We start from the raw sequence: 12,356 nt of genomic DNA, 5'->3' as shown, positions 1-12,356 counted from the left end.
GCGGAACCGGCAAATCCGAGTAATTTTGTTGGTTTTTAGGGCGCCGGGCGCCGGCGCCGCCGGGGGCGAGAATCCGCCCGAATCGTCACTTATGTCAAATCAATTCTTGCGGCCGCGTTGCCATTGCACGTCGGTCTGCCCGCCGGCCCGGTTGGCGACGCGCGCCAGCACGAACAGCAGGTCCGACAGCCGGTTCAGATACTGGCGAGGCGCCTCGTTGACCGCTTCGACCGCGCCGAGGGCGACCAGCGCCCGTTCCGCGCGCCGGCAGACGGTGCGGCAGACATGGGCCAGCGCCGCCGCGCGGGTGCCGCCGGGCAGGATGAATTCGGCCAGCCGCGGCAGGTCGGCGTTGTAGTGCGCGAGCCAGTCGTCGAGCTGAGCGACCTGCTCCGGCTTGACCAGGGTGTAGCCGGGGATCGACAGCTCCCCGCCCAGGTCGAACAGGTCGTGCTGGATATGCAGCAGCGCCGCGCGGATGTCGTCGGGCAGCGCCTCGGTCAGCAGCACGCCGAGCTGCGCGTTCAGTTCGTCCACCTCGCCGATGGCGGCGATGCGCAGGCTGTCCTTGCCGGTACGGCTGCCGTCGCCCAGCCCGGTGGTGCCCGCATCGCCGGTGCGGGTGGCGATCCGGCTCAATCGATTGCCCATGGAAGTCCTCCGTCTCGATGCCGCATTATGGCGCGCCATGCACGCGGCGTAGAATAACGGGATCCGCAACACCGGGCCGCCCCGTGCGGCCGCATCCTGACACGGGCGGCGGCTCGCCCGGTCGCAATGAACGACGACCGTCCATGCCGACCGCAGCCAGACAAGGCCAAGCAGCCTGCCTGGCCCGCCCAGCCCCGCCGGAGACCAGCATGAACCATCCCACGCCCCACGCCGATCTGACTCGCCGTCCGTTGCCGCCGGAGGTGGCCGACGCCCTGCAGGCGCGCTTCGGCGAGCGTTTCACCACCTCGGCGGGCGTGCGCGAGCACCATGGCCGCGACGAATCGCCGTTTCCGCCGGCCCCGCCCGATGCCGTGGTGTTCGCCCACAGCACCGAGGGGAGGTGGCCGAGGTCGCCCGGCTGTGCAACGCCCATGGCGTGCCGCTGATTCCCTACGGCGCCGGTTCATCGCTGGAAGGCCATCTGCTGGCCGTGGCCGGCGGCATCAGCCTGGACCTGTCGCAGATGAACCAGGTGCTGGCGGTCCAGCCCGAGGACCTGACCGTCACGGTGCAGCCCGGCGTCACCCGCAAGCAGCTGAACCAGGAAATCAAGGACACCGGCCTGTTCTTCCCGATCGACCCGGGCGCCGACGCCTCGCTGGGCGGCATGTGCGCGACGCGGGCGTCGGGCACCAACGCCGTGCGCTACGGCACCATGCGCGAGAACGTGCTGGCGCTGACCGTGGTGACCGCCGACGGCCGCGTGATCCGGACCGGCACCCACGCCCGCAAGTCCTCCGCCGGCTACGACCTGACCCGGCTGTTCGTCGGCAGCGAAGGCACGCTGGGCATCATCACCGAGATCACGGTGCGGCTGTATCCGCAGCCCGAGGCGATCTCGGCCGCGGTCTGCGCCTTCCCCCGACATGGGCAGCGCGGTGCGGGCCGTGATCGACACCATCCAGCTGGGCGTGCCGGTGGCGCGCGTCGAGTTCGTCGACGCGCTGGCGATCCGCGCGATCAACCGCCACGACCGCCTGACGCTGCCGGAAAGCCCGCACCTGTTCTTCGAATTCCACGGCACCGAGGCCGGCGTGCGCGAGCAGGCCGAGACCGTGCAGCAGATCACCGCCGAGCATGGCGGCCAGGGCTTCGAATGGGCGACGCGGCCGGAAGACCGCAGCCGGCTGTGGAACGCCCGCCATACCGCCTACTTCGCGATGCTGCAGCTCAAGCCGGGCTGCCGCGCGGTGACGACCGACGTCTGCGTGCCGATCTCGCGGCTGGCCGACTGCGTGGTCGAAACCGAGCGCGACCTGATCGCGTCCGGCCTGCCCTGCCCGATCGTCGGCCACGTCGGCGACGGCAATTTCCACGTGGCGATCCTGACCGACCCGGACAAGCCCGAGGAGCTGGAACAGGCCGAGGCGCTGAACGCGGCGATCGTCTCGCGCGCGCTGGCGATGGGCGGCACCTGCACCGGCGAGCACGGCGTCGGCCTGCACAAGATGGACTTCCTGGTCAGCGAGCATGGCGAGGACGCGCTCGACGTGATGCGCGCGATCAAGCGAGCGCTGGACCCGAACGGCATCCTGAACCCGGGCAAGATCTTCCGTCCGAGCCGCTGAAGCGCTAAATCACTGAACCGCTGAGCTGCCCCCCTCAAGCCCACCCGAAACCGCCCATGGCCGCGCTGTTCAACCGCATCCCGCCGCTCCATCTGCTGATCGCCTTCGAGGCGGCGTCACGGCTGGGCAGCTTCGCCCGCGCGGCCGAGGAGCTGTCGGTGACGCCCAGCGCGGTGTCGCACCGGATCAAGAATCTCGAGGAGCTCTGGGGCGAGGACCTGTTCGTGCGCGCCAACACCGCGCTGCGGCTGACCGCGGCGGGCACGCGCTATCTGCGCAATGTGCAGGACGCCCTCAAGTCGCTGAACGAGCTGGCCCGGCCCGAGTACAACAAGATGCGCACGCGGCTGCGGGTCGCCACGCCGCCGACCTTCGGCCGCCAGCACCTGGTGCCGCGGCTGCCCGAGTTCGGGGCGCTCTATCCGCATATCGACCTGGAACTGCAGCTGGCGATCCCCTTCCTCGACGTGAAGGCCGAGGACACCGACGTCGAGATCCGCTATGGCACCGGCCGCTACCCGGACCTGAAGACCACGCGGCTGCTGGTGGAGCCGGTGTTTCCGGCCTGCGGGCGCGAGTACTATGAACGGATCGACGGACGCGCGATCACGCGGCCCGAGCACCTGGCCAATCTGGTGCTGCTGCGCAGTCCGCTGGAGCCGTGGAAGCCGTGGTTCGAGACCGCCGGGCTGGACTGGCCCGAGCCGCAGAGCGGCCCGCAGTTCAACGACATCGGCTTCATGCTGGAGGCGGTCGCCTCGAACCAGGGCGTGGCGCTGGTGCGCCAGCGCATGGCGCGGCACTGGCTGTCGCTGGGCCAGATGGTGCGGCTGCTCGATATCGAATCGGAGTCGCCGCATGGCTACTACATCGTCGAGCGCGAACAGGCGCCGCTCAAACCCGAGGCCCGCTACTTCGTCGACTGGCTGCTCAGCCTGGAGTGGTAAGGCCCGGCTGCGGCCCGGCGGCCCCCTGGCGCGCGACCGGCCGCCGCCCGGTCCGGCCCGGCCTCGGTGCGGGGCCAACCGGCGGCGCCGCACGGCCGGCAGGACCGCCATGCCGCCGCGGCATGAGCGATTTTGATCGGCGCGGCGCGCCGAATTCACGTGCGGCGGCGGCTGCGCGGCCGTCGCCTACGCTATAGTCTGCCGTCCCCCGCCTCGCCCGCGCCGCCAGGGCCGCGAGGCCATACAGGAGTCGCCATGAACGCCCCGCAAGACGCTGCCCTCCCCCGCGGCCTCCTCCGCCGCGCTGGCCGCCGCGCTCTCGCCCGAGCAGAGCGCCGAGCTGCTGCGCGAACTCGCGCGCATCCTCCCCGAGCCCGCGCTGCTGACGCGCCCCGAAGACACCGTGCCCTATGAATGCGACGGCCTGGCGGCCTATCGCCAGGTGCCGCTCGCGGTGGTGCTGCCCGATACCGAGGAACAGGTGATCGCGATCCTGCGGCTGTGCCACCGGCTGCGCGTGCCCGTGGTGCCGCGCGGCGCCGGCACCAGCCTGTCCGGCGGCGCGATGCCGATCGCCAGCGGCGTGGTGCTGTCGCTCGCCAAGTTCAAGCGCATCGTGTCGATCGATCCGCTGTCGCGCACCGCGATCGTCCAGCCCGGCGTGCGCAATCTGGCGATCTCCGAAGCCGCCGCGCCGTACGGCCTGTACTACGCGCCCGATCCGTCGTCGCAGATCGCCTGCACCATCGGCGGCAACGTCGCCGAGAATTCCGGCGGCGTGCATTGCCTGAAGTACGGCCTGACCGTCCATAACGTGCTGCGCGTGCGCGCGATCACGATGGAAGGCGACGTGGTCGAGTTCGGCAGCGCCGCGCCCGACGCGCCGGGCCTGGACCTGCTGGCGGTCCTGATCGGCTCGGAGGGCATGCTGGCGGTCACCACCGAGGTCACCGTCAAGCTGGTGCCGCGGCCCCAGCTGGCGCAGGTCATCATGGCCAGCTTCGACGACGTCGAGAAAGGCGGCAACGCGGTCGCCGACGTGATCGCCGCCGGCATCATCCCGGCCGGGCTGGAGATGATGGACAAGCCGGCCACCGCCGCGGTCGAGGAATTCGTCCATGCCGGCTACGACCTCGATGCCGCCGCGATCCTGCTGTGCGAGTCCGATGGCACGCCGGAGGAAGTGGCCGAGGAAATCGAGCGCATGAGCGAGGTGCTGCGCGCGTCCGGCGCGACCCGCATCGCGGTGTCGCAAAGCGAGCCCGAGCGGCTGCGCTTCTGGAGCGGCCGCAAGAACGCCTTCCCCCGCCGCGGGCCGGATCTCGCCCGACTACTACTGCATGGACGGCACCATCCCGCGCAAGCACATCGGCACGCTGCTCAAGCGCATCGAGCAGATGGAGCACAAGTACGGCCTGCGCTGCATCAACGTCTTCCATGCCGGCGACGGCAACATGCACCCGCTGATCCTGTTCGATGGCGCGGACCATGACGAGTGGCAGCGCGCCGAGCTGTTCGGCGCCGACATCCTGGAGACCTGCGTCGAACTCGGCGGCACCGTCACCGGCGAGCACGGCGTCGGCGTCGAGAAGCTCAATTCGATGTGCGTGCAATTCGCGCCCGAGGAGCGCGAGGCCTTCCTGCGCGTGAAGGCGGCCTTCGATCCGGCGCGGCTGCTCAATCCGGACAAGGCCATTCCGACGCTGGCGCGCTGCGCCGAATACGGCAAGATGCACGTGCGCCGCGGCCTGCTGCCACATCCGGACCTGCCGCGCTTCTGAGCGAGGCCCGACGCCGATGGCCGACTACCGCCAAGCCTCCCACCAGGATTCCGGCAAGGCCCCTCGCCAGGCGCCACGCCAGCCCCAGCGCGACGATCCGCGCCGGCGCCAGGAAGCGTTCGTGCGCCAGTACCTGGGCAAGCCGGAGACCGGCTGGCGCCAGCGCTGGTACACGATCATCTTCGAGGCGGATACCCGCGAGGGCCGGCAGTTCGACGTCGCGTTGCTGCTGGCCATCGTCGCCAGCGTGATGGTGGTGATGCTCGACAGCGTGCCGGCGATCCACGCGCGGCTGGGCGTGGGCTTCACGGTGCTCGAGTGGATGTTCACGCTGCTGTTCACCGCCGAATACGTGATGCGCATCCTGGTGGTGCGGCGGCGGCTGCGCTATGTGTTCAGCTTCTTCGGCATCATCGACTTCATCTCGATCATGCCGACCTGGCTGGCCTTCTTCATGCCGGAGCTGGCCTTCCTGATCGACGTGCGCCTGCTGCGGCTGCTGCGCGTGTTCCGGATCCTGAAGCTGACGGTCTACTTCGAGGAGGCGCAGATCCTCTATCGCGCGCTGGCCAACAGCCGCCGCAAGATCGCCGTGTTTCTCGGCACGGTGTTCATCATCACCGTGATCCTCGGCACCGTGATGTACGTGGTCGAGGGGCCCGAGAACGGCTTCGTCAGCATCCCGCGCAGCATGTACTGGGCGGTCGTGACGCTGACCACCACCGGCTACGGCGACATGGTGCCGAAGACCGCCGTGGGGCAGTTCATCACCTCGCTGACCATCCTGCTCGGCTACGGCATCATCGCCTTCCCGACCGGCATCGTCGGCGCGGAACTGGCCGCCAGCATCATCCGGCGCCCGCTGACGACGCGCACCTGCGTGCATTGCCTGACCGAGGGGCACGACCCCGACGCCTCCTATTGCAAGCACTGCGGCAAGAAGCTGCCGCCCTATCAGGTCGAGGTCGGCGACCAGACCTGACGTCCCGCGGCGACGAACGACGGAACGCCAGGACAACAGAACGACAGAACGACAGAACAGAAGCGCCCGCCGGGCGCGGCCATGTGCCGCCCCCAAGCGCCTGAACCGAAGACAACCAGAACCCTAGCCATCCCCTGCCCACGCCATGCAAGACAAGCTCGACGCCTTCCGCGATGCCATCCGGCACGCCGCCGCCAGCCGCACGCCGCTGCGCTTCACCGGCGGCGGCAGCAAGGATTTCTACGGCCAGCCGCCCCAGGGCGAGCTGCTGGACACGCGCGGCCATGCCGGCATCGTCGACTACGACCCGGCCGAGCTGGTGATCACCGCGCGCTGCGGCACGCCGCTGGCCGAGATCGAGGCGACGCTGGCCGAACGGCGCCAGATGCTGGCCTTCGAGCCGCCGCACTTCGCCGGCGCCGACGGCGTCAGCCGCGCGACGCTGGGCGGCGCGGTCGCGGCCGGCCTCTCGGGTCCGCGCCGGCAGTCGGTCGGCGCGCTGCGCGACTTCGTGCTCGGCGTGCAGATGATGGACGGCCGCGGCGACACGCTGCAGTTCGGCGGCCAGGTGATGAAGAACGTCGCGGGCTACGATGTGTCGCGGCTGATCGCCGGCTCGCTCGGCACGCTGGGCCTGATTCTCGAAGTCTCGCTGAAGGTGCTGCCTGTGCCGTTCGACGACGCCACGCTGCGCTTCGAACTGGGCGAGGCCGACGCGCTGCAACGCCTGAACCAGTGGGGCGGCCAGCCGCTGCCGATCGCGGCCTCGGTCTGGCACGACGGCGTGCTGCACGTGCGGCTGTCCGGCGCGGCGGCGGCGTTGCGCGCCGCGCGCGAGCGTCTCGGCGGCGAGGCGATCGAGCTAGGCGAGGCGCAGGCGCTGTGGCGGGCGCTGCGCGAGCAGACTCATCCGTTCTTCGCGCCGTCCCATGCCGGTGCGCCGCTGTGGCGCCTGGCGCTGCCGACCACGGCCGCGCCGCTGTCCCTGCCGTCGGCGGGCGGCACGCAGCTGATCGAATGGGGCGGCGGCCAGCGCTGGTGGATTCCCGCGCAGCCGGTACCGGCCGCGCAGGTGCGCGCCATCGCGCAGGCCGCGGGCGGGCACGCGACGCTGTTCCGCCACGGCGACAAGTCGGAGGGCGTGTTCACGCCGCAGTCCGCGCCGCTGATGGCGATCCACGCGCGGCTGAAGGCGACCTTCGATCCAGCCGGCATCTTCAATCCGGGGCGGCTGTACCCGGACATTTGAATCCCCCGATCGATTCCGCGCTCCATTCCGCGCCCGGCCCCGATCCGCTAGACAAACGCCCCGGCAAGTCCCCACGACAAACACAGGCGACAAGCCAGACGACAAGCCAATCGACAAGCCGGCGCGACAACCACTCTGGTCCCTATCATGCAAACGACCCTGGCCGATTTCCTCCGCGACACGCCCGATGGCGAAGAAGCCAAGTCCATCGTCGGCAAGTGCGTGCACTGCGGCTTCTGTACCGCGACCTGCCCGACCTACCAGCTGCTCGGTGACGAGCTCGACGGCCCGCGCGGGCGCATCTACCTGATGAAGCAGGTGCTCGAGGGCAACCCCGTCACCGAAAGCACGCGCCTGCATCTGGACCGCTGCCTGACCTGCCGCAACTGCGAATCGACCTGCCCATCGGGCGTGACCTACGGCCGGCTGGTCGACATCGGCCGCCAGGTCGTCGACGAGCGGCTGGCCGAGCAGGGCCTGCATCGTCCGGCCCGCCAGCGCATCGCGCGCTGGGTGCTGCGCGAAGGCCTGACGCGCCCGCGCCTGTTCGGCGCGGCGATGCGCATGGGACAGCTGGTGCGTCCGCTGCTGCCCGAGGTGCTGCGCAACAAGGTACCGGTGGCCGCGCCGGCCGGCGCGTGGCCGCAACGCGAGCACGCCCGCAAGATGCTGCTGCTGGCCGGCTGCGTGCAGCCGTCGATGTCGCCCGACATCAATGCCGCGACCGCGCGCGTGTTCGATCGTCTCGGCGTGCAGATGGTGGTCGCGCCCGAGGCAGGTTGTTGCGGGGCAATCCGTTACCACAATGGCGACCATCCGGGCGGGCTCGACAATATGCGCCGCAATATCGATGCATGGTGGCCGCACGTCGAGGCCGGCGCCGAAGCCATCGTGATGAACGCCTCGGGCTGCGGCGTGATGGTCAAGGAGTACGGCCATCTGCTGCGCCATGACCCGAAGTACGCCGAACGCGCGGCGCGCATCTCGGCGCTGACGCGCGACGTGTCCGAACTGCTGCCCGCGTTTGCCGAGCCGCTGCAACGCCTGGCCGAGGCCGCGCCGCCGCCCGCGCAGCGTGTCGCATGGCACCCGCCCTGCACGCTGCAGCACGGCCAGCAGATTCGCGGCAAGGTGGAGGCGCTCTTGACCGCACTCGGCGTGGAGGTCAAACTCTGCGCTGACAGCCACCTGTGCTGCGGATCGGCGGGTACCTACTCGGTGTTGCAGCCGGACCTGGCCTATCGCCTGCGCGACGACAAGCTCGCCAAACTGCAGGCCACGCAGCCGGACACCATCGTGTCCGCCAATATCGGCTGCATCACCCATCTGCAAAGCGGCACGCAGACGCCGGTGCTGCACTGGATCGAACTGGTGGATCGCATGCTCGGTTGACGGTGCGCGGGAGGCTGCCGCCGGTGGAATCGCGGTGATTCCGCCTGGCCGACCAACCTGCCCCTCGCATGCTCCAGACGCTTGCCATCCTGCTGGTATTCCAATCCGTGGGCGAGGTGTTCAGCTACGCGCTGCGCCTGCCCGTGCCCGGTCCCGTGATCGGCATGATCCTGCTGTTCTGTTGGCTCGCGATCGACGATCGCCTGCTGGCGATCATCCAGGGCACCACCGCCGAGCTGCTCAAGCATCTGTCGCTGCTGTTCGTGCCGGCCGGCGTCGGCATCATGGTGCACGGCAGCCGCATCGGCGGCGAATGGATGCCGATCATCGTCGCGCTGGTGTTGTCCACCTGGCTGGCGATCGCCACCACGGCGCTGGTCACGCGCGCGCTGATGCGCAAACCTCCGGCCTCTCCGGCCTCCCCGGCGTCCTCCGCGGACGATGCCGCCACCGATGCGGGAGAGCGCCAATGACCCCACGCCTGAACGAGATCTGGGTCTATCTGGCGGCCAGCCCGCTGCTCGGGCTGACCGCGACGCTGCTGGCCTATGTGTTCGCCTTCCGCATCTACGAACGCGCGCGTTTCTCGCCGCTGGCCAATCCGGTGATGATCTCGGTCGCGCTGCTGGTCGCGGTGCTGACGGTGACCGGCACGCCGTACCAGACCTACTTCGACGGCGCGCAGTTTGTGCACTTCCTGCTCGGCCCGGCGACGGTGGCGCTGGCGGTGCCGCTCTACCAGCAGCTGCCGAAGCTGCGCGCGCACGTGCTGCCGCTGCTGGGCGGACTGCTGGCCGGCTCGCTGGTCGCGGTGGTGTCGGCGGTCGGCATCGCGTGGCTGCTGGGCGCCTCGCCCGAGGTGGTGCGCTCGCTGGCGCCCAAGTCGGTGACCATTCCGATCGCGATGGGCGTGGCCGAGAAGATCGGCGGCCTGCCGTCGCTGACCGCGGTGCTGGTGATGGGCACCGGCATCATCGGCGCGATCAGCGCGACCAAGATCCTGAACCTGCTCGGCATGCGCGACTACAGCGTGCGCGGCTTCGCCACCGGGCTGGCGGCGCACGGCATCGGTACCGCACGGGCCTTCCAGGTCAATCAGGAGGCCGGCGCCTTCGCCGCGCTCGGCATGGGCCTGAACGGCGTGCTGACCGCGGTGCTGGTGCCCTTGCTGGCGACGTGGATGCCGCGCTGAACCGGTTTTCGCGGCTGCTACACGCAGGCATGCGCCTGGGCGTGCCCGGGCGCGGGCCTGGGCGCGGGCCCGGGCACGCCTGAGCCTGGCTGAGCTTCCCCGAACGCAGCCGAACGCATCCAAACACGCTCGCGCCCGGCGCCGCAGGACCGAACGACAACCGAAGGGAGAACGCGATGGTACTGAAGCTCGCTCTGGCGCTCGTCTCGCTGTTCGTGCTGTGGGGCGCGCTGGCGCCCGACCAGCTCGGCGCGACCATGCAATGGCTGCTGACGGGCGTGATCGCGCGCTTCGGCTGGTTCTACCTGCTGTCGATGTTCGGCTTCCTGGTGTTCGCGCTGTACCTGGCGTTCAGCCGCTTCGGCAACATCCGGCTCGGCGGCGAGGACGCCGAACCGCAGTTCCACCGGCTCAGCTGGTTCTCGATGCTGTTCGCCGCCGGCATGGGCATCGGCCTCGTCTTCTGGGGCGTGGCCGAGCCGGTCTCCCACCTGAGCACGCCCCCGCTCGGCCTCGAACCGCTGACCCCGCAGGCGGCCGGCACCGGGCTGCGCTACGCCTTCTTCCATTGGGGGCTGCATCCCTGGGCGGCCTACTCGATCGTCGCGCTGGCGCTGGCCTTCTTCCAGTTCAACCGCGACCGGCCGATGCTGATCAGCACCACCTTCGAGCCGCTGATCGGCGCGCGCGCCAACGGGCCGCTCGGCAAGTGGATCGACGTGCTGGCGCTGATCGCCACGGCCTTCGGCGTGGCCACCTCGCTCGGGCTGGGCGCGCTGCAGATCAACGCGGGCCTGTACCGGGTGTTCGGCGTGCCCAACGATATCGCGGTCGAGCTGATCATCATCGCGGTGGCCGGCGCGCTGTACATCCTGTCGTCGCTGAGCGGCCTGACGCGCGGCATCCAGTGGCTCAGCAACCTGAACATGGTGCTGGCCGTGCTGCTGCTGTTGACGGTGTTCGTGCTGGGACCGACCTCGTTCATCCTGGACGCGCTGACCACCACGGTCGGCGCCTACCTCGACAACCTGGTCGGCATGAGCATGCGCATGACGCCGTTCAGCAAGGGCACCTGGGTGGCCGACTGGACGCTGTTCTACTGGGCCTGGTGGATCGCGTGGGCGCCCTTCGTCGGCACCTTCATCGCGCGCATCTCGAAGGGCCGCACCATCCGCGAGTTCGTCGTCGGCGTGCTGCTGGCGCCGACGCTGATCAGCTTCCTGTGGTTCGGCGTGTTCGGCGGCGCGGGCCTGTACGCCTCGATGTTCGACAACGTGCCGGTGGTGCAGGCGGTGCAGCAGGACCCCTCGCTGGCGCTGTTCGCGCTGCTGGAGGCCTATCCGGCGGCGACGCTGACCTCGATCCTGGCGATCGTGCTGGTCGCGGTGTTCTTCGTGACCTCGGCCGACTCGGCCACCTTCGTGCTCGGCATGATGTCCGACCACGGCAATCCGCGTCCGCCGGCGCGGCTCAAGCTGATCTGGGGCGTGCTGATCGCGCTGATCGCCGGCGTGCTGCTGGTGTCCGGCGGGCTGAAGGGCCTGCAGTCGATGTCGATCCTGGCGGCGCTGCCCTTCGCGATGGTGATGGCGGCGATGTGCGTCAGCCTGTTCCGCGCGCTCGACGAGGAGTCGACCCGGCTGGAGCGGCGGCACCGCGCGCGCGACCGGCTGCTGGAGCGGCTGCTGCGCGACCGCGAAACGCAGCCGCCGGCCGGGCCGCCGCAGGACTGAGCGCCGCCCGGCGGCCGGCGCGGTTGGGGCGCGGTTGGGGCGCGGTTGGGGCGCGGCTGGGGCGCGGTTGGGGCGCGGTTGGGGCGCGGTTGGGGCGCGGCTGGGGCGCGGTTGGGGGCGCGGTTGGGGCGCGGTTGGGGCGCGGTTTGGGGCGCGGTTTGGGGCGCGTTTAGGGCGCGGTTTCGGCGCGGTTCTGGCGCTGCTGCCTCGGCTTCGGCTTTGCCTTTGGCCTCAGCGCGCCGGCTCGGCCAGCAGCGTCTCGATGTCGGCCTCGATGTCCTCGGGCTTGGTGGTCGGCGCATAGCGCTTGTACACCGTGCCGTCGCGGCGCAGCAGGAACTTGGTGAAGTTCCACTTGATCGCCTCGATGCCGAGCAGGCCGGGCTTCTGCCCGGTCAGCCAGCGGTACAGCGGATGCGCATTGGCGCCGTTGACGTCGATCTTGGCGAACATCGGAAAGCTGACCTGGAAGCGCGCTTCGCAGAACTGGCCGATCTGCTGCGCGTCGCCGGGTTCCTGCTTGCCGAACTGGTTGCACGGAAAGCCGAGTACCGCGAAACCGCGCGCCGCATGGCGCTCGTGCAGCCGCTGCAGGCCGGCGTACTGCGGCGTGAAGCCGCATTCGCTGGCGGTATTGACGATCAGCAGCACCTTGCCCTCGAACTGCGATAGCGAGACCGGCTGGCCGGCCAGCGATTCGGCGCTGAACTGGTAGACGTTGTCCATGGCGTGTTCCTGTCGGCGAATGGGTTGGGAGCAAACACTATAATGGCCTACCCCTTGTTGCCAACCGTTTCT

Annotated in this window: 9 protein-coding genes and 2 pseudogenes; 9 read left to right on the top strand and 2 right to left on the bottom strand. The window is 69.9% G+C overall.

From position 1 onward, the window contains the following. Window positions 1-99: 99 nt before the first annotated feature. On the bottom strand, window positions 100-651 hold the full coding sequence (locus tag OJJOAM_RS12215) for a cob(I)yrinic acid a,c-diamide adenosyltransferase (protein WP_053822473.1): 552 nt from the start codon (window positions 649-651) through the stop codon (window positions 100-102). A 209-nt stretch (window positions 652-860) separates the two neighbouring features. Between OJJOAM_RS12215 and OJJOAM_RS12210 the strand changes: the two are divergent. The 9 genes and pseudogenes from OJJOAM_RS12210 to OJJOAM_RS12170 all read left to right on the top strand — a co-directional run bounded on the left by OJJOAM_RS12210 (window position 861) and on the right by OJJOAM_RS12170 (window position 11,558). After that, window positions 861-2,282: pseudogene (locus OJJOAM_RS12210) on the top strand (FAD-binding oxidoreductase). Between the two features lie 56 nt (window positions 2,283-2,338). After that, window positions 2,339-3,229, top strand: a complete 891-nt coding sequence (locus OJJOAM_RS12205) for a LysR substrate-binding domain-containing protein (RefSeq protein ID WP_149316676.1) — start codon at window positions 2,339-2,341, stop codon at window positions 3,227-3,229. 255 nt (window positions 3,230-3,484) lie between these two features. Continuing rightward, window positions 3,485-5,010, top strand: a pseudogene (locus OJJOAM_RS12200) (FAD-linked oxidase C-terminal domain-containing protein). Between the two features lie 16 nt (window positions 5,011-5,026). After that, entirely contained in the window at window positions 5,027-5,992 is a 966-nt protein-coding gene (locus OJJOAM_RS12195) for an ion transporter (RefSeq protein WP_422648098.1), read from the top strand. A gap of 145 nt (window positions 5,993-6,137) precedes the next feature. Further along, window positions 6,138-7,241, top strand: a complete 1,104-nt coding sequence (gene glcE, locus OJJOAM_RS12190) for a glycolate oxidase subunit GlcE (protein WP_422648097.1) — start codon at window positions 6,138-6,140, stop codon at window positions 7,239-7,241. Between the two features lie 147 nt (window positions 7,242-7,388). Further along, a complete protein-coding gene (glcF, locus tag OJJOAM_RS12185; RefSeq protein ID WP_150083381.1) occupies window positions 7,389-8,633 on the top strand; it encodes a glycolate oxidase subunit GlcF in 1,245 nt (414 codons plus the stop codon). A gap of 68 nt (window positions 8,634-8,701) precedes the next feature. Next, window positions 8,702-9,106: a CidA/LrgA family protein gene (locus OJJOAM_RS12180; RefSeq protein WP_422648096.1), complete on the top strand. Its 405-nt coding sequence runs from the start codon at window positions 8,702-8,704 to the stop codon at window positions 9,104-9,106. Continuing rightward, complete coding sequence (locus OJJOAM_RS12175) at window positions 9,103-9,825, top strand: LrgB family protein (RefSeq protein WP_006578593.1); 723 nt, start codon at window positions 9,103-9,105, stop codon at window positions 9,823-9,825. The genes OJJOAM_RS12180 and OJJOAM_RS12175 overlap by 4 nt, the downstream gene beginning before the upstream one ends. 176 nt (window positions 9,826-10,001) lie before the next feature. Further along, a complete protein-coding gene (locus OJJOAM_RS12170) occupies window positions 10,002-11,558 on the top strand; it encodes a glycine betaine uptake BCCT transporter (RefSeq protein ID WP_422648095.1) in 1,557 nt (518 codons plus the stop codon). A 231-nt stretch (window positions 11,559-11,789) separates the two neighbouring features. On the opposite strand, the gene OJJOAM_RS12165 is transcribed toward OJJOAM_RS12170, so the two are convergent. Beyond that, window positions 11,790-12,284, bottom strand: coding sequence for a glutathione peroxidase (locus OJJOAM_RS12165; protein WP_422648094.1), 495 nt, complete (start codon window positions 12,282-12,284; stop codon window positions 11,790-11,792). Window positions 12,285-12,356: the final 72 nt, after the last annotated feature.

Origin of the sequence: Cupriavidus sp. H18C1 (genome assembly GCF_049311595.1) — a bacterium.
GTDB lineage: Bacteria > Pseudomonadota > Gammaproteobacteria > Burkholderiales > Burkholderiaceae > Cupriavidus > Cupriavidus cauae.
Note: the sequence above shows the minus strand (reverse complement) of the source record. Positions and strands in the feature narration are given on the sequence as shown.